This window comes from Terriglobia bacterium, assembly GCA_020073495.1.
GTDB lineage: Bacteria > Acidobacteriota > Terriglobia > Terriglobales > Acidobacteriaceae > JAIQFD01.
Window position 1 is genome coordinate 98970 of the sequence record JAIQFD010000001.1, and the last position, 24335, is coordinate 123304.

The window sequence follows — 24335 nt, forward strand, 5'->3', positions numbered from 1 at the left end:
GTCACGGCTCAGGGGACGGGGAGATGGGCAGCACCAGCCCTGTGTTGGCGCCGCGGGCAGCATTCGCAGTCACCGGCGCGGCTATCCGGGGGGAATTACAAAAGCGTCCGTTACAGGGCCGCGAGCAAATGTCCAGCATCGGCGGGACGGCGCGTTCGCGCCAGCCGTGCGAACTGGTTCCGCAGTTCCTCGTAGCGGGTGCTGACCTCGTGGACGGGAGCGCCCACGGAGGGGATCCAGACGCGTAGATGCAGGATCATCACGACCAGGAGCGCGTACACGCGCAGGCGAAGCGCAGCGTTCACCATCTCGCGGCCGATGGCGGCCACTGCTGGATCCTCATGGCCCATGGCTTCGCCGATGCGCAGCAGGACGGCCGCGTTTGCGGCGCCCTGCTCCACGTATCCGATGGCCGCCCGCAGACGCTCGCGCTGCACCCGGCGGAAGACTGGAGGCGGCAGAGAGCAGCGAAGCAACTCGTCTTCCGCGGGATCGACCAGGTTCTGGAAGGCCAGCAGGTCCACCGGTCGTGTGACCGTCCCGACCTCCTCGAGTGTCCCTTTGGCGGCGGTGCTGCCGCGCACCACGTAGAACAGGAATGCTGCGAGTCCCAGTCCGGCCGCGACGAGGATGGCGGTGGTGATCATCGCTGCATTAGCTCCAGCAGCGTGCGGTTCCAGCCGTCGAGGTCCCAGCGGGGCACACGCGGCAACGCAATGCGCTCCGCGGCAGGCCGCAGTACGGCCACTAACCACACGATTACCGCGCAGTTGTACGCCGCGCTGGTAATGAGAGAGAGGGTCGAGGTCGAGAGTGCCCCGAAGTGGGCTCGCAGAGTGAATGCCGCCAGCGCGATGCTGGTCAACAGCCCCAGCCCTAGCGCGATGCCGAACGCGTGCCTGCCCCAGCGCAGGCCGAGTGCCGCGTGAAACAGAAACAGCAGGAACAACAAACCACCGCGCACGATACTGATACTTTGCTCCAACGCGAACAGGCCCGCCAGGAAACGGTCACTGTCGCTCCCCGAAGAGGAGGCGGCGGCAACCACCGCCACGATGAGAAGCACCGCGCTTGCCCAGCGGAGCAGTACCCACCCCAGCTCGCGTATCCCGTCGTAGGCACGGAAGGTGTGGGCGTACAGTTCGTAGATAACGGCAAACGACAGCAGCGCGTCCACCGCCTCCAGCACCAGGAATGCCTGGCGATAGCTTTCCCGGTTGCCGGCCTGATAGGCGCCAAAGAGTACCAGGAACCGGATCACCTGGCCGAAAATGAAGGCAAAAAACAGCGGGAACTCGCGGTACAGCTTACGCCGCAACATCACACCTCCGATGACGGCCTGGAGCCCGGCTCCGGAGAACCAAAGCGCGAGTTTGAGGGGGCCGATCATCGTGGGCTGACCGCGTCAGCATACCGCCGTCCGCGGTCAGGCCACAACGGTTAAGTACTTCGGTCACTTGCAGCCGGTGAGCGGGCACGACGGGATGGTCGGCCACGGGTCGGGACCGGTGGCTAGGGCCGTCGTCGACAAGGTGCTTGCAAGCACCATCAGCAGGATTACAATCTGAGCGAACCTTTTCACGGGAGACTCCTCATTGCCTGGTTGGCAATCTCCCAGTCAATGTTTCAGAGATTCGGCCGGGTACGACCGACCGCCGCGAAAATTTCGGTGTTCCGAACATGGAACAAGACCGTCCATGACGCTCTCATCCGCCTACGAGGACTTCCAGCAGCGCACCTTGGGGGCCCTGCCCGGCCTTTGGGCCAGGCTGCGATACATTGCCGGGCTGCGTGGTCCAGCCGGTTCCTACCGGCACTGGGGGATGAGCCGGACCTTTGGTCCGGAGGCGACCCAGCGCGTGGTGGGCGCCGCCCATAGCGAGCTGTTCGTGAAGGTGTTGCGCACGCCACTGCGTCAACTCACGACCGAGTTCACGGAGGAGAAGCCTTCTTCCGAAGAGCTGCTGGATTGGTCCCTGTACGTGCCGGCGAACCTGGAGGGGGGCTCCGTCGAGCACTTCAACTCAGTCGTTTCGGCGCTGCTGGCGCTTTCCGAGGCTCGGCGGAAGCCACCGACCCCAGGCGCATAGCCACCCCCACCACCTGCCCGATCACATCCGCTTCATGAGGATAGTGCAGCATCCGCACCGCCACCGGTGACAGCGGATGGGGCTGCAACGTGAGCTGGTCCCCGTGCAGGGCGCACCAGCAGCAGGTATACCCATTGCGGGTCTCCACGAAGTAGATCGGCCGCTCGTACTCGGAGCGCCACATCGCCTCCGACACCTTGTTGGCCGACTCGTCGATCTGTAAGAAGGAGCCGGGCATCAGGATCGGGTACATGGTGTAGTCCTCGCTGCCGATGTAGCCGTAGCTGTAGTCGGTGTTGGCGAATTTGGCGAGATAGGCGAGCGGTACCAGGCCCCATTGCTCCACCATGCGCCCAAAGTTGACGGTGCGGCGCAGGTCAAAGCCGGGATCCAGCCGCACCGGGACCTGCACGCTTGGAGGGTCGCATACGGTGCTCAGGTGGGACTTGGGCGGCTCCGCCACCGAGAGGTCGGCGGCGGTGGTGTTCAGGTCGATCCCGTACCAGGCGAACAGCTCCCGCAGGTCGCGCCGGAAGATCGCGGCCAGCGAGTACAGCCGGTAAAGATTGGGGATGACCCCCTTGGTCTCGATGTCGGAGAGACGGCTCAAAGACAGTGCGAAATCGTCATTACCGTGATTGGCCGCGATGCGAAGGCTGGCTGTCTCCACGTCGCGTATGGTCAAGCCCAGCTGTTCGCGCAATGCTCGTAGACGCTGCCCGGCCGTGAAAGACAAAACTACCTCCCTCTGCGCTCTGCCGTATTCGTTTTGAGAAAACCTGGGACCCGGTCAGTGTCCATCGTTTCTCGCCAACGACGGCACCTCCCGATCTGACTCGACGATTGCTGGATAGTGTAACTGGCGCTTCGCGTTCCGCCTAGAGCTACCTGTCCGGCGGTCCACATTCCCCCTGTCGCTGACCTCTGCCCGGTCCGGACCAGGAGCCCGGGCTCGTCCTCCGATTGCATCGCAGTGTGCTAGATTGGCGAACAGGAGGGCCCGTAGCTCAGCGGTCAGAGCAGGGGACTCATAATCCCTTGGTCCCAGGTTCGAATCCTGGCGGGCCCACCAGCGGAGAGGTCCTTCGTCCGCTTCCCGTCCTCAGGATTTCGCCAGCAGGCTCCCGCGCACCGCGCTCACGCCTGCTAAGCGGCTCAAGTTCGAATCCTGGCGGGCCCACCAGCAGGTACCCGCGCCGGGCCGCAGCCTCTCAGGCTCAGCGCCGGCGGTGTACTTCCTGTTTGGCCCTCTCGTCTTGCTGGCTGATCTCGGCGAGTGTCTAGCTTCGATACTTTCCACTCAGATCGTAGCATCGGACTTTCAGCATCTCGCCGAACATCCTCACCCCGTCCCGCAGGGGAGAGATCTTGGAGCGCTCGTCGTGCGCCCACTCGACCGGGATCTCGCGCGTGGCCAGGCCCATCTTTCCTGCCAGGAACAGGATCTCGGGATCGAAGCCCCAGCGTTCGATGCGCTGGCGGGGGAAGATGAGGCCGGCGGCGCGGCGGGTGAAGGCCTTGAAGCCGCATTGCGTGTCCTTGAACTTGAGCCCCAGGATGAGGCGCAGCAGCAGGTTGAAGATGCGGCCCGCTGCCTGGCGATAGAGGGGCTGTTTGGTGGTCTGAAGAGTGGGGTCCATCCAGCGGGAACCGATCACGACGTCGGCGCCCTGGCGGAGCGCGTCGAAGAGCTTGTCGGCCTGCCAGATGGGGGCGGAGAGGTCGGCGTCGGTAAAGAGCAGCAGTTCCCCGGAGGCCGAGGTCATGCCGTGGCGCACGCTGTAGCCCTTGCCCCGGTTGCCCGGGTTCTCCACCAGGCGGACCGCTCCGTACCGGGACATGTAGCGCCGCACCAGATCGGCGGTCTGGTCGCGCGAGCCGTCATTGACCACGATGACTTCGGCGCTCCACTGCTGGCGGTCGATGTGCTCCAGGACGCGATCCAGCGCGGCGCAGATGCGCTCGCCCTCGTTGTACGCAGGGATGATGATGCTGTAGTCCGGAGTACCCATCAGCGGTTCTCGACCGCTCCCGATTGTAAACGGTGGGATCGGTTGTGCCAGTGGGTCCCGCTACTGCTGCAGCGTGGTTGCGATCTGCTGGATCTGGGTGCGCAGTTTCTCGGCGCTGGCGCGGATGGCTGCGGTCTTCTCCGCCAGGCCGCGGCCCTGCGCCAGTCCGCTCAGGCGTCCGGCGTTCTCCACTTCCTTGTTGGCGGTGGAGATCAGGTAGGTGAGGGCGTCGGCGTGGGGCTTCCAGAGATAGGCGGAACTGCGCTTGCCCTGGTAATCCTTCAGCTCCGCCGCCATGCGCGCCTGGATGGCGACCATGCGCGTCAGGCAATTCGCGTAATCGGCGCGAAAGCTCTTCTCGCCTCGGAACTCCGCCTTGAACGCCTCCGATTCGGCGGGGCTCAGCACCACGCTGCCATGCGGCATGGGAACGATGACGGACCCGCCCTTGGCCGCCGTGCGGTTGAAGTTGCGGATGGTTTCCGCGGAGGCATCGATCTTCGATTCCTCGGGGCTGGTGGGCGCCACAACGGCACGGACCGGCTTGGCCGGCGCCGCCTCAGCCGACCGCGCGCGCCCGTAGGTCCCGCCGCCCGAGCCATAGGCAGAGGGGGCGGCGGCCACGGCGGCGGCCGACGTACCCCGGCCCGAGCGTTTGTCCACCGCCTTCTTGAAGCGGGAGATCTTGCGGAAGTGGTCCTGGGCCTTGCCGTACTCCAGTTTGAGCGCGTTCTGCTCTTCGCCGATGTTCTCCAGGGCCTGCACCGTCACATCGCCATCCACGCGGCTGAGGACGCTGCCGCCCTCTTCCTGCACGCGTGCGGCGAAGGCCTTGATCTGCTTGGCGGCGGCGCGGAAAAGTTCGTCGAAGCGATTGCCGAAGAAGACGTTGTAGGCCGCAACCGTGGCCAGCGCCTGGGGGTGGTAGAACGATTCGTGCAACGACTGTTTGATCTCGCGCACCCGCTGCACGATGCCGGTGTCCATCAGGTCGTCAAAGTGGCGGAAATCCTCGACTTCCTGCTGGATGAAGCCGAATTCGGCGACCAGGTGGCGGTGCTCCTGCGGCATCTCGGGCACCTGGTGGTCGCTCAGGATCTTGCGGATGGCCTGCTCGAAGCGGAGCGTGCCCTCTTCCCCGCTCCCCGCCATGGAGGCCGCGGTCATGCGATAGAGATACGTCACCACGAAGTCCGCTTTGTCGCGGTCGTTGTCGGCGCGCGAAGTCTTGGTGATGTAGTAGCGGAGGAGGGCCTCGGCGGTCTCCAGGGTGGTGGCCCCCTTCAGGCCGTCGCGCACCATGGGGGGCGTGATGGCCATGTCGAGCAGGGCCAGCCAGCGGCGCAAGACCTCGATGGAATGCCGGATCCGTCCCTGCAGGTTGGACACCGCATCGCTGGTGTCCTGGGGCATCGGGACGGCGTGTCCCAGGGCGCGCTTGATCAGGTCCATGTAAAAACCATGGACGGCGATCAGATCCAGTAATTCCCGGATTTGCTCCTGCGCCAAGAGTACCCCGCGGAAAGATTCGATTGTGCCTGGCCCTGGGAGAGGACGACGGAAGTGTAGCGCAGCCAGTCCGCACTTGTCAGTCGTCAGTTTTCACGCGGCGCGGCGGCAATCCCAGCGATCCACCGAGGTTTACAGGCAGGAACAAGAGAGACTAGGCTGGCGGCATGCGCCGCATCGCAATCCTGTTCCTGTTCCTCGCAGCCGGCTGTATCGGCGTTGCGGCGGCGGCGAGCAAGCCGCACCTGGTGAGTTTCGGCAAGGTGATGCCGGTGAAGCTCTTCGTGGGCCCGGCGGAAGACAAAAGTCTCGACATGACCGTCCGGCCCCTGTTTGTGGACAGCCGCTTGCGTGATTTCACCACCGGAGAACCGCACGACGTGACCGACCGGCTGTTCGTGGTGCGCCGTGCGTTCCGCGTCAATGACCGCCTTCCGGAGGATGGCAAGGCGCCGCGCTGGCGCTGGCAGCGCGGCAACTGGCTACTGGTGGACCGCCAGACGGGACGCATCTCCGAGCTGAAGCTGCCGGAGTTCGATCCTTTCTATTCGGCGGTGAGCTGGTACCGCGACTACGCCGCGTACTGCGGGATCTCCGACAGCGGCGAGAAGGTCTTCGCCGTCGTCGCCCAACTGGGGCGCAGGAAGCCGGTATTACGCAAAGAGATCGGCGCGGCACGTCAGGGCGACATGCCGGACTCAGAGTGCTCGCTGCCCACGTGGCAGCGCCAGCCCGCGCGCGTGACCTTTCTGCCCAAAGACCGGCCGGAGATCACCTTCGAAGTCCGCGGGCACTCCGCAGATGTGGCAAACTCATCCGATGAGGAGTGAGGGGTGAAATCTCTCGACGAATACTTGCAGGACGCTGAGCAGGCCCACGGGCATCTTTGCGCCGGACAGGTGCTGGGCGTCCGCCTGGCGATGCTCGGGCTGGAAAGGCTGGGCATCGAGGACCCGCGCGGCAAGGACCGCAAGCGTCTGGTTACTTTTGTCGAGATCGACCGCTGCGCCACTGACGCGGTCGCCGTCGTCACCGGCTGCCGGCTCGGCAAACGCGCGCTGAAGTTCCGCGACTGGGGCAAGGTAGCGGCCACCTTCGTCGATGTCTCCAACGGGAAAGCCGTGCGCATCGTAGCCCGGGAATCGTCGAAGGCGCTGGCGCGCCGGATGCATCCCGAGATCGAGAACAAGAACCAGCAGCAGATGCGCGCCTACCGCGAGATGCGCGAAGACGACCTGTTCGACGTGCAGTGGGTGAAGGTCGAGCTGCCGCCGGAGGAATTTCCCGGCTACAAGGGCGAACGTGTAGTGTGCCAGCAGTGCGGCGAGGGGATCAATTTCAAGCGTGAGGTACGGAAGGACGGGCGTGTGCTGTGCCGCGCCTGCGCCGGCGAGCGCTACTACGAACCCCTCTGAGCCGGGACTGGCGGCTCGGATTCCGCTATTCAGCGGCGCGCAAGTGCTCGTAGGCGTGCGCCAGGCGAAACAAGGTGCCTTCGTCGAACTGCCGGGCGAAGATCTGGAGCCCGATCGGCAACCCAGCCTTCGAATTTCCGCACGGGACGGAGATCCCGGGTACGCCGACCAGGTCTGCGGTGACCGTGTAGATGTCCGCCAGGTACATGGAGAGCGGATCGTCCACCTTCTCGCCCAGCTTGAAGGCGGGCGTGGGAGAGGTGGGCGTGACGATGGCGTCGACCTTCCGAAACGCCTCCTCGAAGTCGCGGGCCAGCAACGTGCGCACACGCTGCGCCTTGAGATAGTAGGCGTCGTAATACCCGGCGCTGAGGGCGTAGGTGCCCAGCATGATGCGCCGCTTCACTTCGGCGCCGAAACCTTCGTCGCGCGTGCGGCGGTACATATCGGACAGTGACCGGGGTGCGGCGGCGCGATGGCCGTAGCGTACGCCGTCATAGCGCGCCAGGTTCGACGAAGCCTCCGCCGTGGCCACCAGGTAGTAGGTCGGAATGGCGTAGTCGGTGTGCGGCAGCGCGATGTCCACGATCTCGCATCCCGCCTTCGCCAGGTCCTGGATTGCGGTTTCGATCGCGGCGCGCACCTCGCCATCGAGTCCTTCGCCGAAATATTCCTTGGGCACGCCGATCTTCATGCCGCCTACCGGCTTGCCGATCTCCCCCACGTAATCCGGAACGGCTACGTCGGCCGAAGTCGAATCCAGCGGGTCGCGCCCGGCGATCTCCTTCAGCAGGATGGCCGCGTCCTTCACCGTCTTGGTCAGAGGACCGATGTGGTCCAGGGAGGAGGCGAATGCGATCAGGCCATAGCGCGAGACACGCCCGTAGGTGCCCATCATCCCCACCACTCCGCAGAACGACGCCGGCTGGCGGATGGATCCGCCGGTGTCCGACCCGAGCGCCGCGACGCACATGTCCGCCGCCACCGCGGCGGCAGACCCCCCGGAAGATCCTCCGGGAACGCGGCTCTTGTCGCGCGGGTTCCGCACCGGCTTGTACGCGGAGTTCTCGTTCGACGAGCCCATGGCGAACTCGTCGCAGTTGGTCTTGCCCAGGATGACGGCGCCCGCGTTCTCGAGGCGCGCCACCGCCGTGCAGTCGTACGGCGGGATGAAATCCTTGAGGATCTTCGACCCGGCGGTGGTGGGCACGCCCTTGGTGACCATCACGTCCTTCACCGCGATGGGCACGCCGGCCAGAGGCGGCAGCGGATCGCCTTTTTCGGCTAGCGCGTCCATGCGCGCCGCCTGCCCCAGAGCGCGCTCCTTGCACAGCGTCAGATAGGCGCCGATCTCTCCGTCCTCGGCCTCGATCTTCTTGTAGAACTCTTCCGCCAGGCGCACCGCGGAGATTGCGCGCTGACGCACGGCGACGCGCGTGGTTTCGACGGTGAGCAGGCTGAGATCCATCTACTTCTCGATCACTTTGGGGACTTTGAAGAAGGCGCCGTCGGTATCGGGCGCATTCTGGAGCGCCTGGTCGCGCGGGACGGATGGGCGGGTCTGGTCGGGCCGAATGGCGTACAGGAACTTCTCGCTGCCGGCCTTCTGCGCCGCGCCGGCAGAAATCTGCGCCATGGGCGGGACATTCGTGGTGTCGAGCTGGTTCAGCCGGTCGATGTATTCCAGGATGGAATTGAGGTCGCGCAGCATGCGCGCCCGCTCGCTGTCGGTGAGCTCCAGGTTCCCGAGGTCTGCGACGTAGAGGACGTCCTTCTCGCTGACCTTCATGCCCGGTGTGCGGCCTTCTTTTCTTCGCAGACGAATTCGATGCGCTGCACCTTCGCCCCCAGCATCGACCCCAGCGCGGCAAGGTATTGCGGCACGAATTCCTCAAGCTGCACGCGCCAGGTGGCGTCCGGGACTCGCACTCGCAGCACACCTGCGCTCAGCTCCAGCACGCTGGTGCGCGATGCGACCTTGGAACCGCAGACCAGTTGCCACGCGATGCGTACCGCGTCTTCGGCGGGTGCTCGGCGCAGAATGTCCGCAACGATCTTGTGATATCCGATCCGGGCGGGTTCCATCCCACGATCGACATGACCGGGCTGGGTGCGGGCTGTCGAACTTCTCAAGGCAGTGACCTCGTCGTGCCGAGGCCCGGATTGTAGCACTACTAGCAAGCGCGGGCGCAACGGTCCCTTGTGAAATTCTCGTAACGCCGTGAGCCACAGGGCCTTGCACTTAGCCGGCGATCGGCGCCCATCGGTCATCGCGGGGTATTACCAAGGTGCATTGACCGGTCGCCGGTTGCGCCATAGCATCGGATTCGATTTCGGGACCGACCCCCGCGGTCCGAGGATGGCATGGACGAGGCTTCACTGCGCGACTTGAATTTCGTTCCTCTGCAATCGGCCGTGTTGTGCGCGGATTGCGAGTTGATCACCCAGTCTCGCTCCGGACAATGCCCCATCTGCGGCGGACGCGCCTTGCTCAGCATCGGGCGAGTGCTCGGCGGGCCGCTCGGGGACAACCGCGCCGTCATGCTCGACCCGGCGGAAGCGGCGGTCACGCGCCTGGTCGAGGAACTGATCGAATCCGCCTATCGTCCCATCGAGCTTGAGGACGAGCCGGACGAAGAAACCGCGGCTTAACTCTTCCTCTTGCCATCGGGCAATCTTGCCGGGGTGCGGGCCGGCCGCATCGCACCTTACGCCGGCGGAAAATTACTTCGCACGAATCCCAGCGCCTCTTCCCTGTTTTTCACTGAACCGTCCAGCTGCGCGTCCTCCACGGCGGCCAGGATCTCCTTGAACTGCGGCCCAGGCTTGTACCCGGCCTCGATCAGGTCGTTGCCGGTGATGAGCGGCTCGGGGCGGATCTCCTCGGGGGGCGTGGCGTCCAGCTTGTGCTTCGTGAATTCGTAAAGCGACAGGTCGCCGTGGCTGGACAGGCAATCCAGCCGGTGCAGTTCGAGGTGTTCGTCGAATCGGTCCAGGCGGAGGAAGCGCTTGAGCGTGGACTGCTTCATGCGCGTCACGTCGGCGAAGCGCAGGTGGTTGGCGACCAGCGCGGCGATCTGCCCGGTGTCGTCGTTGGACATGCGCAGGCGATGGCAGATCTCCTCCGCCATGCGGGTGCCGACCTCGACGTGCCCATCGAAGCGGATGCGGTCGGGAGCGACGCGGAATGTCGGCGGCTTCCCCACATCGTGCAGCAGCGCGCCCCAGGCCAGCGTCCGTGAGCACTGCTGCTTCAACCCCTCCAGGAGCATGAGCGTATGGATCCAGACGTCGCCTTCCGGGTGATACTGCGGCGGCTGCTCCACACCTTTCATCTTCTCCACTTCGGGAAGGACTTCGTGCAGCAGTCCGGTGGCATCGAGCAGCTCGAAGGCGCGGCGCCCGCGGCCTTCGGTGAGCATCTTGGTCAGCTCGTCGCGCACGCGCTCGCGGCTGACCTGGCGGATCCGCGGCGCCAGCTTGCGGATGGCGTCGAAGGTGCCGCGGTCGATCTCGTAACCGAAGCGGGCGGCGAAGCGGACCGCGCGCAGCATGCGCAGCTTGTCCTCGTGGAAGCGGCGGCCGGCGTCGCCGATGGTGCGGATGCGGCGCGCATCGATGTCGGCGCGGCCGCCCACGAAATCCAGCACCTTGTCGCCTTCCAGCGGATCGAGCAGCAGCCCGTTGATGGTGAAGTCGCGCCGCTGCACGTCCTCCCGCGGGTCCCTGGAGTAGGTGACTTCGTTGGGATGGCGGCCGTCGGTGTACAGCCCATCACTGCGAAAGGTGGCCACCTCGATGGCGTTGGGGTGTTCCGTCGGCCCGGGCGGCTGCTCTTCTTTTTCCATCGGCACCAGCACCACGCCGAACTGCGCGCCTACCGCCCAGGTGTGGGGAAAGATCTGCATGACGCGCTCGGGCGTAGCGTCGGTGGCCACGTCGTAGTCGGCGGGCTGGCGTCCCAGCAGCAGGTCGCGCACGCATCCCCCCACGAGGTAGGCCTGGTGGCCGTGCTCGCGCAGGGCGCGCACGATCTCGGTGGCGTGCTGTTTGGCGCTAGGCATCCAAGAAGACTTTACCGCAGAGAACGCCGAGACCGCAGAGGGTTCGGGATCTTTCACCGGTGTCATCCTGAGCGAGGCGCTTTGGCGCCGAGTCGAAGGACCCCTACCGGAGCGACTTCTTTATACTGAAAGGTTGGATCCGGACAGCCGAGGGCGGCTGTCCCACACGCAATGACTTACATCCTCGGCATCGAGAGCTCCTGCGACGAGACGGCGGCGGCGGTGGTGCGCTCCGGCGAGCAAGTGGTCTCGAACGTGGTGTTCTCGCAGATCGCCACGCACCGGCCCTTCGGCGGGATCGTCCCCGAACTGGCCTCGCGCGAGCACCTGCGGGCCATTGTGCCCGTGGTGCGCGGCGCGCTGGAGCAGGCCAAGCAGACCTTCGAATCCGTTGACGCCATCGCGGTCACGCAGGGGCCGGGGCTGGCCGGGTCGTTGCTGGTGGGCGTGAGCTACGCCAAGGCGCTGGCCTTCGCCCTGGACAAGCCGCTCATCGCCGTCAACCACCTCGAAGGACACATCCACGCCGTCCTGCTGGAGGAGAAGCAGAAGGGGCACCGCGACATCGCGTTCCCGGTGCTGGCTCTGGTGGTCTCCGGCGGGCACACCCACCTTTATCTTTCGGAAGAGCGCGCGGACGGATGGACGTACGAGAACATCGGCCAGACTCGCGACGACGCCGCCGGCGAGGCCTTCGACAAGGTGGCCAAGCTGCTGGGGCTGGGCTATCCGGGCGGGCCGGTCATCGACAAGCTGTCGAAGCACGGCGACCCAAACGCGGTCCGCTTCCCCCCGGCGCACATCAAGGGACGGGTGCGCGCCGGCCGCAGCAAGGCCAAGAGCGACACCACCCACGACTTCTCCTTCAGCGGCATCAAGACTGCGGTGCTGCGCCATGTCGAGACCCACACCATGCAGCCGGTGATCGAGGCGCGCCGCCGCGCCCTGGCCGCCAAGCCGAAGCCGCATCTTCAAGATTACTTGGACGTCTGCGACAAGCAGACGCTGGACCTGGCGGCGTCGTTCCAGAAGGCGGTGGTGGACGACCTGGTGGGCAAAACGCTGGCCGCGGCGAGCGAACTTGATGTCGGGACGCTGTTCGTCACCGGCGGGGTCGCCGCCAACAGTGAGCTGCGCGCCCGCTTCGAGGAGCAGGCGGCCCAGGCCGGACTGCCGGTGCATTTCCCTTCCCTGCGCCTTTCCACCGACAACGCCGCCATGATCGCCGCCGCCGCCTACCCCAAATTCCTCGCCCAGGACTTCGCGCCCCTGGAGTTCTCGGCGGAAGCGTCATTGAAGCTGTCGCGGTAACGCGTCTCACATGGTGAGCGACGCCGCTTCGGAGATGGCAAGCTGAAGGTTGCGGCAGATGGCAGCCGCTTCGGCGCCGAGTCGTTTCTCCAGCTCCTGGCGGGCGCGGCTGACGGTGTGACGTTCGCCTGCATCGGACGAGGCGGGTAGCAGCGGCTCAGACTTCAATAAAGAAGCATAGGCGAGACGCGACGGAAGATTGCGGCATGGCGACGGGAGTACAACGAAGGACGGCCCCACAGCCTTCCCGGATATCGCACACTGAAGGATTTTGCTACAGAGATGAGGGGGCTTCGGAGGGCCGCGCTGGACCAGCCTCGCCGTCCTCAGCCGCAAACCCAGGAACTGAGAGTGTCGTATGATTCCGCGTGCGGAGAGTGGGGGCAGGTCACAAGCACAGATTGTTATGCATAGCGACCGGTGCGCTCCTGGTTCGGGGACGATCGGTACCCAAGAGTGCTGTCGATGGGTTCCATCGAACCATCCGGGCCGTGTACGGTCGGCGGCTTCCATTACGATGTGAATGCAGGTAGCTATTGAATATAAGAAAGCGACTGCGCATTTCAGAGTCAGCGATTTGGGCTTGTTTCCTCACAACCCTGGCAGTCTTAGGATTGATCAACGTGTGTTTTGGACAAACCGAAATCACGTTGGATCCCAGTGTTCACCACCAGACCATCTCAGGATGGGAATACGAAGATGGTTTAGAAGGGGGGCCCCATTCGCCGACTTATCCGGTTTTCATTTCGAGATTTAACCAATACAAGGATAGTCTCTACGATCACGCAGCCAACGATTTAGGTGTGAATAGGATCCGATTCCTGTTTGGCGCCGGTATCGAGGGCCCGGATGACGGTCTATGGGGCAAGTATCTTGCAGGCCAAATATCCTTTGAGGCCACGTATAAACACCCGATAGACGTGGTGTCCAGTGGCCGCAATCCAGATGTTGTTGATTTGAAGGGCTTCCAATTTGCTGCGGTCGATTTTCAGATCAATAACATGGTTCTGCCCATGAAGCAGCGGGTAGAGGCCAATGGGGAGCGATTTTATTTCACCGGGACCTATAACGCCTTCCGGACCCACAGCGGTTATCTTCATAGCGATCCTGCTTATTATGCGAGGTTCGTCTTAGCCGTCTTCAAACACATGGACCAAACGTTTGGGTTCGTGCCCGATACCTGGGAAATGTGCAATGAACCTGAAAACGCACCCGCTTGGTCGGATGGCACGCTCATGGGCCCCGCCCTGGTCAAGACCGCTGCCGTGCTACATGCCAATGGCTACAATCCTAAGTTCGAATTACCCTCTCCGGCGTTCGTCAAGGATGCAATACGTTATTTTAGGCAAGTGATTGCGGTTCGGGGGGCGCTGCCGCTTATTGCCGAGTTTTCTTACCACATGTATGACAAGTATGCAGATGCTTATGGTCAAGAAATCCAGCAAATTGCGGCGCTTGGCGTTCAATATGGATTCGATACGGCGATGAACGAGGCGGCAAGTATCGCGAACGGGTCCTGGCTTCACGATGGCCTGAAGAAAGGAAACAATTCCTCTTGGGAGCAATATGCCTTGGCGCAAATAAGCTATGCGCCCAACAACGACGGCTATTATGCGGTCGATGCGAAGAACAATATAAAGCTGCAAACCAATGCCATCAATTACCGGCAATATTTCCACTACATAAGGCCTGGAGCGGTGCGCATCGATGCGAAGACGAATAATGCCCGGTCGGACCCCGTCGCTTTTATCAACACCAATGGAAAGTATGTCGTGGTCGTTCAGGCGGCCACAGAAGATACCATCACGGTATCGAATCTTCCAGCAGGAACCTACGGTATTACCGATAGCTTGGGCGGGAAGCATCCAGATTCCAACGTCACCAATGGAACCTTAACCACTCAGATCTCGGGACGCGGCTACATCACGATTTATGGGAAAACGATGTAGTGCACCCCATGAAACTAGACATTCGGGGCATCGGATTTTGTGAGTAGTTGAGGTTCAGTGAAAGCCGCCCGAGGCTCGCGCGGTAACGCGTCTTACATGGTGAGCGCCGCCGCTTCGGAGATTGCCGGCTTCGGGTTGCGGCGGATGGCAGCAGCTTCGGCGCCGAGGCTTTTCTCCACCTCCTTGCGGGCACGGCTGACGGTGTCACGTTCGCCTGAATCGGAGGTGGCGGGCAGCAGCGACTCAGACTTCAACAAAGAAGCATAGGCGAGACGCGAAGGCAGGCCGCGATCGCGCAGGAAAAGCCCGTAGTGGTACCACGCAGCGGCCTCGGCTCCCGGGTCGTTGATCCCTTCATAGAGCTTCAGGGTGCGCTGGTACAGGCGCAAGGCGTCGGGTGAGTTTCCCTGCGTCGCCTCCCACTCCGCATGCTCCGCGAGAACAGCGCCGATCAGCTTCGGGTTTCCACTCCTCTCAACGAGGGTATCGGCCAGACGATAGGATACTTCCGCTTGCGCCGGCTGCTTGGCCTGCGCCTGACAGCGCGCGAGTTTCAGCACGACCGCGGCGGTTTCATTGGCGGGAGGACGATTCTCGAGACCAGCGCGAGCCACGCCGTCGAGATACGCGGCGTAGTGCGCGATGGCCGTGACGAACTTTCCCTGAGATTCCAGGGCATCGGCCAGATAGAGGTGGCTGTTGATCTGCGCCGGAGAGATGGCGAGAGCCTTTTGCCAGCTCTCGACGGCCTCCTCGGTGTGTCCGAGCTGCCTGGCAAGGATGCCGTGGTTGACCAGCAGGTCGGCATCCCGCGGCGCGCGCGCTAACCACCCGCGCGTAAGCCGATAGGCGTCCGGGAAACGCTTCTGCTCGATCAGATAACGAAGCAGCGCAATGCGCGGGACGGGATTGGATGGATCGGCGTCCGCGGCGCGCTGCCATGCGTCCGCGGCTTGGTCGGGTGCGCCGGCATCCGCCTGCTTGCGGGCGATGCGCATCTGGAGGCTGGCGTCGAATGGATTGAGCGTAGCGGCGGCTTGCAGCCGGGGCAGCGCCCCATCCACCACCTGCGCGTAGCGCACCTGGTCCAACCCCGCCCACATGAGGACCAGGACGGCGACCGCGATCCGCACCGCACGAGCGAGCCAGGACGTCCCCAGCAGCCGGCGCGCCGTCGCGGTCAACCGGCCGGGTGGGGCCGCAAAGGCCTGTGGCTTTGAGTCGATCAGCAGACTGGCGATGCGGCTGTCGCGCAGCTTCCAGATGGCGCCGTCGAGGATGAAATGGTGAATGTTCACCAGTGCGGTGAAGATCAGGAAGCTGCTGGTGAAATCGAAATGGAAAACGTAACTGGCCAGCCAGGGACCGGGGACGAACAGGGCGATCCCGCCCAGCACCAGGACGCCGAAGTACGCGAGCGGGCGCCAGCGGACGACGCCCGCGGCGGTGGCCTCGCGTCGGGCGTAGTAGCTGGTGATCCAGAGATACTGCGCGGCGTGCATCACGGCCAGCACGCCGGTGCTGTAGCGGCTCTGCGGAACCTGCCATCCCCTGGTCAGCGAAAGCACGGTCGGCAACAGGAACCACAGGAACTGGGTGGAGAAGACCGCCAGCGGAGGGACCAAGTCACGCAGGCCGAGCGCGCGCGTCAAGCGCCACAGTCCGAAGCCGGAACACGCGACGAATCCGGCGGCCAGGGCCAGGCTCAGCGCTGTGGACACGCGGCCCGGGATCCCCAGGGAGACGAAAAGCGGGTCCGACGACGGCCCGGTGTGGAAGCCGACGAACAGGATCAGGTACGAGAGCAGGAACGCCCAATAGATCGCGTGGCGCTCGGCGCGCGAGGGCTGGGCTCCGGCCCGGCGCGCGAACATCATGAACAGCCCGTAATTCTGGCCGGTGTAGTGCCAGGGACTCCAGGTGAGGTACAGGGTGAAGACCCAGGGGAGCAGCCGCGGATAGAAGTGCGACAGGACGACGGTCAGCGCCACTACCAAAGTGATGTGCACGGTGAAGATGCGATAACGATGGAAGTCCTCCGCCGTGTGATAGGCGCGGTAGAGCGTCGCCATGTAGTGCGGGTAGTTGAAGAAGAGGGCAAGGGCGTAGAACGCGACCGACCAAGCGAAGAGGTTGGAGTTCCCCATCGCGTAGGCGAATAGCAGCAGGGGCGCGGACCATGCGCCGCAGCCGACGATCAGGTCAAGCGCGGGGTTGTAGATCCACAGCGCCTCGCGTGCGGGGGCCTGGCCGGTTGTGGTCGCTTCCATGGATGGAGTATCCCGAGTGAGCGGATTATAGGACGGAAGAGGGCCGGGGAATGAGTACGGAAGGTGGTCCGGCTGTCGCTCGGCGACGATGTCCTATCGGAATTCCCGGCGGAAGCGTCGCGAGGGCTGTCGCGGTAACCGGTGAGAAGGTCTGTTCTCCACAGTTAGTCTGTCCCACGCCTTTCCGCACCCGCCTGGGCGATGGAAGGACCACTGGGATACGCAACGCTGGACCCGGCGGCGGATAGGAATCATTCTTGCCGACGCCGGCGGATGAGGAAGGCGGCACCGGAGGCCAGCAGCACCATGGTCGATGGCTCGGGAACCTGGCTCTCGGTGAAAGTGACGACTGGAACACTGCCGAGATTGATCGAGGGATCGTTGAGAGCGCAGATCGGAGGACCACCCGGCACGCAGGGTACCTGAGGATCGGGCTGGTCCGTGACACCCGGGACCTGCAGCCAGGAGCCGGTCAACTGGTTGTTGCCCGGATCCGGCCCGGTGTTACCCACGAAGGACTGGAACACGAGCTGCGGCGAACCCTGCACGGTGTAATTGAGATCGTTGAATTCCAGCGGCAGGCTGTAGAAGTCACCGGCGTACCAGTCGGGGTTGAAGTCGTAGTTCCCGGCGAGCAGGGAGAACGGGAACGCAGCCTGCACCGGCGGGAAGTTGTAGTTCACGACCGTGCTGCCGAACAGATCGACCCCCAGGTGGCCGTTGACGCCCAGCCCGAGGAACGAGGACTGGCCAAAGGGCATGTCGAGGCGAATGCCGGGCAGGATGTTGAGGTCGAAGGGCTGGTGGATGAACCCCGGATTGAACGGGAATGTGAAGCCCAGGGGGCCGCTGGTGACGGACTGCCAGTGCAGTGTGTCCGCAGCCGAGAGCGTGCCGGACTGGTTCGTCCACCAGTAGTAGCCGTACTGCGTGGACGGATTCCAGGACACATTCTGTTTCATGAAAAGATTCAGGCTGGCGCTCGCCGTGGCCGAGGCGAAGAGCGCGTTGAAAGTCACGCCGAAAGTGCCGATGGGGGTGCTCGCGTTGCTCTGGGTGGCGCCCGAGAAGAGCTGTCCGCCGCTGACCAGGTTGGCGGATGGACTTGTATTCAGGCTGCGGTTGAACAGATTGAAGTCGCCGCCGAAGGGGCCGATGTTGTAGTGGAAGCTCGCCGAAGCGTCGAACGATGCCGCACTCGAGACCGAGCCGGTCCAGTTGGGGGTGTAGCCGATGTTCATGATATCCAATGGATTGATGATCGTGCCGGGAGTGTATTGCGGGAAGAGGAACTGGGTGTTGCCTCCGACTCCCACATTCGCCGGGCCAAACCCGTAGGACGCCGACGCCTTGATGCCGAAGTTGGAGAAGGGCCATGGACCCGCCGAGACGCTGGCGCCGGAGTAATTCACCGTACCAGACGCACTGGTGTTGACGGTCTCGGTGATCTGAGCGATGCCCAGCGTGGCGGTCGTACAGAGGAGACACAACAGTAGGACGTGTCTGGCCGTGTGCATAATCCTGCACCCCCGTGATGCAAGACGGTGAGCAGTTACAGGGCCATCGCCGGGCGAGAGTCGTGGCACGATGCATCTCGCCTAACTTGCTCACAACACGATACATTCGGGAAGTCAAGACACCCGGGGATGACGCCGCAAAGGGCGGAGATGGATTCTGCAACGCAGAAACTTGCAGTTCATGTGCACATCTTTGCACGCTGCTCCCCGGAACGGGCGCGCAGCGGGAAGGGCTCCACAGGAAAGCCGTCCTGCGGGGCGGCTTTTCTTTTGTTGACTACTGAGACGTCCCGCCAAGGGTCAAGCGCCTGTGGCTGGTGCTCCGCAGGACAACTGGCGAACAATCCCCTTCTCACCAGCATCGTTCTTGCCCTGCAAAGGCAGGACAGCATCTATTCTCCTGGCTCCGTTTCCGCGTGGATGGTGAAGCGCTGGTACCTCTGCCAGGCACCCGGCTCGAGCTACTTTTCCTTCTTCTTGCTCAAATTCTGTTTCACCCGGAACTTCACCATCCGCCTGACCAGAGCAAGCGGGAGGGGCTGGTCAAAGGGGAACTGCACCGAGCCTTTCGCTCCTTTATATGCCGATAGTTCTTTCTTGAACGCTGTGATCGCCGCAGCGCCCGGATAGAACCCGATATGGCTCTTGTGGGCCGCGAACCAGACCAGAGTCCCGTCCAAGGTAAATGCGGGAATGCCGTAGCTGATCTTTTCCTTGGCTTGGGGCGCGGTTTTCCTTATCGTAAGGCGCATCTGCGTCAAGCGCTGCCGCACTTCTTGCGGAAACCGGTCCAAGTAGTCGTCAATATCCCTGGGAGTCTTCCGCTTCATGGCTTTTTCCGCATAATCACCGGACTGGATTGCCGCTGTTTTCCCCACGCCGATTCCGGAACCAGAAACCCAGGGCCGCCATAGCGACGCCGAAGCACACTCCGGAGCCAAGGAGCTGCACGACATCCACCGTTCGGATGAGTGCGAAGCTTGGCCTCTGCATCAGCGTGGACAACCCGGTCAAGCCGACGATGACGGGCAGCAGGATGAGCGCCCACGATGGGCGGCGATTCCGCATGATCTCCTCCTCAAAAGTCGCGCGAGTCTATGCCAGACCTGCCGGAGCAGTCCACGGCTTTCTTATTTCTCCCTCGAACGTGGGCTTCTGTGATGAGATTCCGCCGGCAAAATTCCTGAACATCGCCGCAGCCCTACCGTCTTTACGACTGAGGCTGGGAATGATGGCGGTGGCGGAGCAGGCGATCTTGACCGGAATACTCGCCAGTAAGGAAACCGCGGAGCAGGACGTGGAAGCGCTGGTCCGCGAGCATTCCCGGCTGGTCTTCAAGATCGCCTATACCGCCCTCCGCAACAGCCATGACGCCGAGGACATCGTGCAGGAGGTTTTCCTGCGCGTGCTGCGACGCAAGGACCGGCTGGGCGAAGTCGAGGACATGCGGGCCTGGCTGGCGCGAATCACCTGGAACGTGGTCACCGACCGCCGCCGCGGCGCCCGCGACACGGAAGACTTGGAAGACGTGGCTGAGCCGAGGTCGCCGGCGGCCTCGCCGGAGCACGAGGTCGAGCGGCAGGAGATGGCGGAAGTGGTGGCCCGCATGATCGCCGCCCTGCCCCGTGAACTGCGCGATCCGCTGGTGCTCTCGACCATGCAGGAGATGGCGGGAGTCGAGGTTGCGGCGGTGCTCGGCATCCCGGAGGCGGCGGTTCGGTCGCGGGTCTTCCGCGCCCGGCAGATCTTGAAAGAAAAGTTGGCTGCTTATGTCGGATCACAACATGGAACATAACGACGAATTCGACCGATTGATCGACGAAGGGCTGCGGCGCTATGCCGGCGCAGAGCCCCCGCTGGGGCTGGAGATCCGCGTCATCGCCGCGCTGCAAGCCAAGCAACGGCAGCGTCGCTGGTGGACGCAGCCCTGGCTGGTCGCGGTCCCGACGGCCGCGGTGCTGGCGATGGTGATCGGCCTGTCGCTCGCGAACAGAACGAAACCGCAGCCGCCTGCGCCGCAAAGGGCGAGCACGACGCCGGTGATCCCCGCGCCGCAACCGGAGCCGCAGGTCGTAGCCCACGCTCCGGAGCGTCAGGCGACCCGCCGTACAGCCGTGCAAGTTTCGGCGCGCGCTCCAAATCTGGAGAAGTTCCCGGCTCCTGAGCCGGTTTCCCAGCAGGAGACCCTGCTGGCGCGTCTGGCCCAGAACCTCGCCGCGGTGCAGACCGTGGCCGCCCGTGAGACGGAGTCCGCGGGCCAAATCATCATCAGCCGGATCACGATTGACCCCATTGAGATCCAGCCTCTTCCCGGGCCCGATCCGCAAGGAGATTAGGAGAAGCCATGCACACGACCAAGACGTTGATGTTCGCAGCCGTACTGATCTTCCTGGTGGCGATCGCCGCCGCCGCCCAGCAGGACAAGCCGACGGAGCAGACGGCGCGGCCGCCGGCGGCCACCTACCGCGTGCAATACATCGTTTCGGAGATCGCCGACGGCAAGCGCATCAATTCCCGCAACTACGAGACGCTCGTCCAGGAACCCTTCGGCGGCAATGTGAAGTGGACCCAGATCCGTCTGGGGAACCGCGTACCCATCCCCGGGGAGAAAGGCCCGCACTACCTCGACATCGGCATCAGCATCGACACCGGGCTGCAGCGCGAGGGCGATCAGCTGGTGCTTACCACGCGCTTCGACCTGAGCAGCCTGGCGCCCGAACAGCCCAGCACGCCCGGCGGCATGCCCGTGCTGCGCAGCGTCCGCTTCACCGCGGAGCAGATCGTTTCGCCCGGCCAGAAGGTCCCGGTCTCCAGCGGGGACGATGTGAACACCACCCACAAGTTCGAAGTGGATGCCGTGGTGACCCGTTTGAAGTGACGCTCAGCAGGCGCTGGGGGCGAACAGCTTGGCCAAGGCCGTTTGCAGTTGCGCGACGATGTCGATGTCCTTGTGGATGACATAGTCGGCGCGGAGTTCGGGCTGCAAACCCTTGCCGCCGCGGCGGCCGGCGAGGACGACGATGGGGATGGCCGCGGTCGTGGGATTGGACTTGAGCGCCGTGATCAGTTCCGGGCCGGTCATGCGCGGCATCACCAGGTCGGTGATGATCAGGTCCGGCCGAAGGCAGCCCACTATCTGCAAGGCCTCGGCGCCGTTGGTGGCGGACTCCACCTCGTAGCCGCGCTCCTCCAGGAAGCGGCACACGGTGTGGCGTACCAGCATCGAATCATCGACCACCAGGGCGACTTGAGGCATAGGGGCTCTTGGCGGGGAACGGTATCACCCGGCTCTGCGGCGGGCAAGTGACCCCGGTAATTACGCGTTCGCGGGCGCACCCCGGACTTCGAGGTCACGGCAGGGAGGGCGGCGGTCAGCTTTCGTCGAGCTTCGTGCGTTCTTCGATGGCCATATCCTTGAATTCACTGGCCTCGAAGACTTCCGCGCAGTCGAGGCACTCAACGAATTCCGAGTCTTCGTCGCGTGCCACCACGCGGACGCGCGTATGCTGGCAGACTTTGTCCATGCTAGTTCTCTGCTTCGGTGTAGCGGCGGATGGTGACTGGCGGGATGTACTCATAATCCGGAATCGCACCGGAAAATTTTGGGTATTTTAGCCTGAGCGAACAGGTTGTCAAGAACGAAGCGGGATGACCGGACATTGCTGCTTGCCTCGCTGATCCTAATAAGGGTCGTCTCGGAGAGCGCCGGAAGGGTTCCAACACTGCCCCGACTGCAAGAAACCACAAGTTCATGCTAAGCCCACACAAAAAATGCGACTAATTAAGTCGGGAATAGTCAAACCATTAAGGATGTGCAAGTTACCGTTCGCTGCGTAGTGTTACCATTCCCTGCTAGGGCTTGCGCGAGGACCCTGAGTGTGACTAAAATCATATACGACCAAATTGGTCGGAGTTAGGCTGATAGCTGCATGCTGAAGCTGACCAAGAAAGCGGACTACGGGCTGATGGCGATGCGCCACCTGTCGGAGCACACCCAGGAAGGTGCGCTCAGCGCCAAAGACGTCGCCGAGGCTTACGGCATCCCGGCAGAGCTACTGGCCAAGATCCTGCAGAAGCTGGTGAAGGCGAAGCTGCTCCAATCTTGCCACGGCATCAATGGCGGGTACTCGCTGGCGCGTGATCCGCGGACGATCTCGGCGTTCGAGGTCATCAAGGCGATCGAGGGGCCGCTGTTCATCACTTCGTGCGTCACGTCGGCCGGACGCGAGTGCTACCAGACGGACAAGTGCACCGTCCGCGAGCCGCTGCGCAAGGTGAACGAGAGCATCCAGGAAGTTTTGAGCCGGATCAGCATCTGGGACATGCAGGATGGTTCGGCGAAGAAGAACGGTACGGAAGCGGTGAAGGTCGAAGAACTGGTTTCGCTGACCTAGCCGCCGCAAACGGCATTCATTTAGGAGAAGGAAGATGAGCACCAACGGCAATGGCAACCTACCCCCGGGCGTGAAGCTCCCGATCTACATGGACAACCACGCCACCACCCCGGTCGATCCGCGAGTGCTGGAAGAGATGATGCCGTTCTTCACCAACAAGTTCGGCAATGCCGCCAGCCGCAATCACGAGTTCGGCTGGGAAGCAGAAGCCGCGGTGGAGCAGGCGCGCGAGCGCATCGCCAAGCTGGTCGGGGCGTCGAGCAAGGAAATCATTTTTACCTCGGGCGCGACCGAGAGCGACAACCTGGCCATCAAGGGCGTCGCCGAGATGTACAAGGAAAAGGGCAACCACATCATCACCGTGGTGGACGAGCACAAGGCCGTGCTCGACACCTGCAAGCGTTTGGAGAAGTACGGGTACCGCGTCACGTACCTGCCTGTGCAGAAAGATGGGCTCATCGATCTGGAAGACCTGAAGCGGGCGATGGATGACAAGACCATCCTGGTCACGATCATGTACGCGAACAACGAGATCGGCGTGATCCAACCCGTCGCCGAGATCGGCAAGCTGTGCCACGAAAAGGGCGTGATCTTCCACTCCGACGCGACCCAGGCCGTGGGCAAGGTGCCGGTCAACGTGATCAAGGACAACATCGACGTCATGAGCATCTCGGCCCACAAGATGTACGGGCCGAAGGGGGTGGGCGCGCTGTATGTGCGGCGCAAGAACCCGCGCGTGCAACTGGTGGCGCAGATGGACGGCGGGGGGCACGAGCGCGGCATGCGTTCGGGCACGCTGAACGTGCCGGGCATCGTAGGGCTAGGCAAGTGCTGCGACATCGCGTCGGCGGAAATGCCGAAGGAAGCCTGCCATCTGGCGGGGCTGCGCAACCGGCTCAAGGACAAGATCTTCAGCGAGCTGGACGAGGTGTACATCAACGGCTCGATGGAGCACCGTCTGCCCGGCAACCTGAACATCAGCTTCGCCTACGTGGAAGGCGAGTCGCTGCTGATGGGCATCAACGACATCGCGGTCTCCAGCGGGAGCGCCTGCACCTCGGCGACACTGGAGCCGTCGTACGTGTTGAAGGCGCTGGGCGCGGGCGACGATTTGGCGCACAGCTCGATCCGCTTCGGTCTGGGCCGGTTCAATACGGAAGCGGAAGTGGATTACGTCGCAGCGCGGGTCATCGAGACGGTGAAGCGGCTGCGCGAACTGTCGCCGCTGTACGAGATGGCCAAGGAAGGCATCGACCTGAAGCAAGTGAAGTGGGCGGCGGAATGAAGAAGTTTCTAGTTTCTAGTTTCTAGTTTCTAGTTTCAAGAGGTTAGGAGAAGACATGGCTTACAGCGATAAGGTCCTGGATCATTACACCCACCCCCGGAACGTCGGGTCGATGGACAAGAACGCCCAGGAAGTGGGCACCGGCCTGGTGGGCGCGCCGGAGTGCGGCGACGTCATGAAGCTGCAGATCAAGGTCAACCCGCAGACCAACGTCATCGAAGACGCGAAGTTCAAGACGTTTGGCTGCGGCTCGGCCATCGCTTCTTCGTCGCTCGCCACCGAGTGGGTGAAGGGCAAGACGGTGGATGAGGCGATGTCGATCAAGAACACCGACATCGTGCGCGAGCTGTCGCTGCCCCCGGTGAAGATCCATTGCTCGGTCCTGGCGGAAGACGCGATCCGCGCCGCCATCACTGACTGGAAAAAGAAGAATGGTGTAGCGTCGAGTCAGCCGACGGAGGCAAAGGCGGCGCACTAGAAGCAGGTCCCTCGGGGCTAAAGCCCCTCGGGATGACACTG

At 63.4% G+C, this 24335-nt stretch carries 29 protein-coding genes and 1 tRNA gene; 14 read left to right on the plus strand and 16 right to left on the minus strand.

Annotated features, from left to right (window positions below; genetic code table 11):
* Positions 1 to 110 precede the first annotated feature (110 nt).
* Together LAN37_00405 and LAN37_00410 are read right to left on the minus strand one after the other, a co-directional pair.
* A complete protein-coding gene (locus LAN37_00405) occupies positions 111 to 647 on the minus strand; it encodes a hypothetical protein (protein ID MBZ5645665.1) in 537 nt (178 codons plus the stop codon).
* On the minus strand, positions 644 to 1390 hold the full coding sequence (locus LAN37_00410; protein ID MBZ5645666.1) for a hypothetical protein: 747 nt from the start codon (positions 1388 to 1390) through the stop codon (positions 644 to 646). The genes LAN37_00405 and LAN37_00410 overlap by 4 nt, the downstream gene beginning before the upstream one ends.
* A 307-nt stretch (positions 1391 to 1697) precedes the next feature.
* On the opposite strand from LAN37_00410, the gene LAN37_00415 reads away from it, so the two are divergent.
* Positions 1698 to 2090: a hypothetical protein gene (locus tag LAN37_00415; protein ID MBZ5645667.1), complete on the plus strand. Its 393-nt coding sequence runs from the start codon at positions 1698 to 1700 to the stop codon at positions 2088 to 2090.
* On the opposite strand, the gene LAN37_00420 is transcribed toward LAN37_00415, so the two are convergent.
* Positions 2020 to 2793 (minus strand): helix-turn-helix transcriptional regulator, encoded by a 774-nt coding sequence (locus LAN37_00420; GenBank protein ID MBZ5645668.1) that lies wholly within the window; start codon positions 2791 to 2793, stop codon positions 2020 to 2022. The two genes, LAN37_00415 and LAN37_00420, sit on opposite strands and share 71 nt — an antisense overlap.
* A 293-nt stretch (positions 2794 to 3086) precedes the next feature.
* Between LAN37_00420 and LAN37_00425 the strand changes: the two genes are divergently transcribed.
* Positions 3087 to 3162: transfer RNA gene (locus LAN37_00425), tRNA-Ile, on the plus strand.
* Between the two features lie 208 nt (positions 3163 to 3370).
* Here the strand turns inward: LAN37_00425 and LAN37_00430 are convergent.
* Both LAN37_00430 and LAN37_00435 read right to left on the minus strand, forming a co-directional pair.
* A complete protein-coding gene (locus LAN37_00430) occupies positions 3371 to 4102 on the minus strand; it encodes a glycosyltransferase family 2 protein (GenBank protein MBZ5645669.1) in 732 nt (243 codons plus the stop codon).
* Between the two features lie 60 nt (positions 4103 to 4162).
* Positions 4163 to 5611, minus strand: a complete 1449-nt coding sequence (locus tag LAN37_00435; GenBank protein MBZ5645670.1) for a hypothetical protein — start codon at positions 5609 to 5611, stop codon at positions 4163 to 4165.
* Between the two features lie 167 nt (positions 5612 to 5778).
* On the opposite strand from LAN37_00435, the gene LAN37_00440 reads away from it, so the two are divergent.
* Complete coding sequence (locus LAN37_00440; protein MBZ5645671.1) at positions 5779 to 6441, plus strand: hypothetical protein; 663 nt, start codon at positions 5779 to 5781, stop codon at positions 6439 to 6441.
* 3 nt (positions 6442 to 6444) lie between these two features.
* Positions 6445 to 7026, plus strand: a complete 582-nt coding sequence (locus tag LAN37_00445) for a TraR/DksA C4-type zinc finger protein (GenBank protein ID MBZ5645672.1) — start codon at positions 6445 to 6447, stop codon at positions 7024 to 7026.
* A 25-nt stretch (positions 7027 to 7051) separates the two neighbouring features.
* Here LAN37_00445 and gatA read toward each other — a convergent pair whose 3' ends face one another.
* The 3 genes from gatA to LAN37_00460 are packed head-to-tail and all read right to left on the minus strand — an operon-like array spanning position 7052 to position 9111.
* Entirely contained in the window at positions 7052 to 8494 is a 1443-nt protein-coding gene (gene gatA / locus LAN37_00450; GenBank protein ID MBZ5645673.1) for an Asp-tRNA(Asn)/Glu-tRNA(Gln) amidotransferase subunit GatA, read from the minus strand.
* On the minus strand, positions 8495 to 8815 hold the full coding sequence (gene gatC / locus LAN37_00455) for an Asp-tRNA(Asn)/Glu-tRNA(Gln) amidotransferase subunit GatC (protein MBZ5645674.1): 321 nt from the start codon (positions 8813 to 8815) through the stop codon (positions 8495 to 8497).
* Positions 8812 to 9111 carry a DUF721 domain-containing protein gene (locus LAN37_00460; GenBank protein ID MBZ5645675.1) on the minus strand — a complete coding sequence of 100 codons (300 nt, stop codon included), beginning with the start codon at positions 9109 to 9111 and terminating at the stop codon, positions 8812 to 8814. The genes gatC and LAN37_00460 overlap by 4 nt, the downstream gene beginning before the upstream one ends.
* Before the next feature lie 279 nt (positions 9112 to 9390).
* Between LAN37_00460 and LAN37_00465 the strand changes: the two genes are divergently transcribed.
* Positions 9391 to 9678, plus strand: coding sequence for a hypothetical protein (locus LAN37_00465; GenBank protein ID MBZ5645676.1), 288 nt, complete (start codon positions 9391 to 9393; stop codon positions 9676 to 9678).
* A 56-nt stretch (positions 9679 to 9734) separates the two neighbouring features.
* Here the strand turns inward: LAN37_00465 and LAN37_00470 are convergent, their stop codons facing one another.
* Positions 9735 to 11090: a CCA tRNA nucleotidyltransferase gene (locus tag LAN37_00470; GenBank protein MBZ5645677.1), complete on the minus strand. Its 1356-nt coding sequence runs from the start codon at positions 11088 to 11090 to the stop codon at positions 9735 to 9737.
* Positions 11091 to 11261: 171 nt separating this feature from the next.
* On the opposite strand from LAN37_00470, the gene tsaD reads away from it, so the two are divergent.
* Entirely contained in the window at positions 11262 to 12401 is a 1140-nt protein-coding gene (gene tsaD, locus LAN37_00475) for a tRNA (adenosine(37)-N6)-threonylcarbamoyltransferase complex transferase subunit TsaD (GenBank protein ID MBZ5645678.1), read from the plus strand.
* Positions 12402 to 12407: 6 nt separating this feature from the next.
* Here the strand turns inward: tsaD and LAN37_00480 are convergent, their stop codons facing one another.
* Positions 12408 to 12569 (minus strand): hypothetical protein, encoded by a 162-nt coding sequence (locus tag LAN37_00480; protein MBZ5645679.1) that lies wholly within the window; start codon positions 12567 to 12569, stop codon positions 12408 to 12410.
* Between the two features lie 9 nt (positions 12570 to 12578).
* On the opposite strand from LAN37_00480, the gene LAN37_00485 reads away from it, so the two are divergent.
* Both LAN37_00485 and LAN37_00490 read left to right on the plus strand, forming a co-directional pair.
* The gene (locus LAN37_00485) at positions 12579 to 12815 is read left to right on the plus strand and encodes a transposase (protein MBZ5645680.1); all 237 of its coding nucleotides are present in this window, start codon (positions 12579 to 12581) and stop codon (positions 12813 to 12815) included.
* A 200-nt stretch (positions 12816 to 13015) separates the two neighbouring features.
* Positions 13016 to 14350 carry a hypothetical protein gene (locus LAN37_00490; GenBank protein ID MBZ5645681.1) on the plus strand — a complete coding sequence of 445 codons (1335 nt, stop codon included), beginning with the start codon at positions 13016 to 13018 and terminating at the stop codon, positions 14348 to 14350.
* A 92-nt stretch (positions 14351 to 14442) separates the two neighbouring features.
* On the opposite strand, the gene LAN37_00495 is transcribed toward LAN37_00490, so the two are convergent.
* From LAN37_00495 to LAN37_00510, 4 genes are all read right to left on the minus strand, one after another.
* Positions 14443 to 16620 carry a tetratricopeptide repeat protein gene (locus LAN37_00495; protein MBZ5645682.1) on the minus strand — a complete coding sequence of 726 codons (2178 nt, stop codon included), beginning with the start codon at positions 16618 to 16620 and terminating at the stop codon, positions 14443 to 14445.
* 251 nt (positions 16621 to 16871) lie between these two features.
* Entirely contained in the window at positions 16872 to 18110 is a 1239-nt protein-coding gene (locus LAN37_00500) for a PEP-CTERM sorting domain-containing protein (protein ID MBZ5645683.1), read from the minus strand.
* Between the two features lie 488 nt (positions 18111 to 18598).
* Positions 18599 to 18967, minus strand: a complete 369-nt coding sequence (locus tag LAN37_00505) for a DUF1801 domain-containing protein (protein ID MBZ5645684.1) — start codon at positions 18965 to 18967, stop codon at positions 18599 to 18601.
* Positions 18968 to 18983: 16 nt separating this feature from the next.
* Complete coding sequence (locus tag LAN37_00510; GenBank protein ID MBZ5645685.1) at positions 18984 to 19205, minus strand: hypothetical protein; 222 nt, start codon at positions 19203 to 19205, stop codon at positions 18984 to 18986.
* Between the two features lie 160 nt (positions 19206 to 19365).
* Between LAN37_00510 and LAN37_00515 the strand changes: the two genes are divergently transcribed.
* Genes LAN37_00515 through LAN37_00525 form a run of 3 tightly spaced genes read left to right on the plus strand, consistent with a single transcriptional unit; the run spans position 19366 to position 21015 of the window.
* Positions 19366 to 19932 carry an RNA polymerase sigma factor gene (locus tag LAN37_00515; protein ID MBZ5645686.1) on the plus strand — a complete coding sequence of 189 codons (567 nt, stop codon included), beginning with the start codon at positions 19366 to 19368 and terminating at the stop codon, positions 19930 to 19932.
* Positions 19922 to 20473, plus strand: a complete 552-nt coding sequence (locus tag LAN37_00520; GenBank protein MBZ5645687.1) for a hypothetical protein — start codon at positions 19922 to 19924, stop codon at positions 20471 to 20473. The genes LAN37_00515 and LAN37_00520 overlap by 11 nt, the downstream gene beginning before the upstream one ends.
* Positions 20474 to 20481: 8 nt before the next feature.
* The gene (locus LAN37_00525; protein MBZ5645688.1) at positions 20482 to 21015 is read left to right on the plus strand and encodes a hypothetical protein; all 534 of its coding nucleotides are present in this window, start codon (positions 20482 to 20484) and stop codon (positions 21013 to 21015) included.
* A gap of 3 nt (positions 21016 to 21018) precedes the next feature.
* Here the strand turns inward: LAN37_00525 and LAN37_00530 are convergent, their stop codons facing one another.
* The gene (locus tag LAN37_00530) at positions 21019 to 21393 is read right to left on the minus strand and encodes a response regulator (protein MBZ5645689.1); all 375 of its coding nucleotides are present in this window, start codon (positions 21391 to 21393) and stop codon (positions 21019 to 21021) included.
* Positions 21394 to 21508: 115 nt separating this feature from the next.
* Positions 21509 to 21661 carry a hypothetical protein gene (locus LAN37_00535; GenBank protein ID MBZ5645690.1) on the minus strand — a complete coding sequence of 51 codons (153 nt, stop codon included), beginning with the start codon at positions 21659 to 21661 and terminating at the stop codon, positions 21509 to 21511.
* 405 nt (positions 21662 to 22066) lie between these two features.
* Here LAN37_00535 and LAN37_00540 point away from each other — a divergent pair, with 405 nt between their 5' ends.
* The 3 genes from LAN37_00540 (at position 22067) to iscU (ending at position 24294) form a co-directional block, all read left to right on the plus strand.
* Positions 22067 to 22531 (plus strand): Rrf2 family transcriptional regulator, encoded by a 465-nt coding sequence (locus tag LAN37_00540; GenBank protein ID MBZ5645691.1) that lies wholly within the window; start codon positions 22067 to 22069, stop codon positions 22529 to 22531.
* A gap of 70 nt (positions 22532 to 22601) precedes the next feature.
* Positions 22602 to 23816 (plus strand): IscS subfamily cysteine desulfurase, encoded by a 1215-nt coding sequence (locus LAN37_00545; protein ID MBZ5645692.1) that lies wholly within the window; start codon positions 22602 to 22604, stop codon positions 23814 to 23816.
* Positions 23817 to 23871: 55 nt separating this feature from the next.
* On the plus strand, positions 23872 to 24294 hold the full coding sequence (gene iscU, locus LAN37_00550) for a Fe-S cluster assembly scaffold IscU (protein ID MBZ5645693.1): 423 nt from the start codon (positions 23872 to 23874) through the stop codon (positions 24292 to 24294).
* Positions 24295 to 24335: the final 41 nt, after the last annotated feature.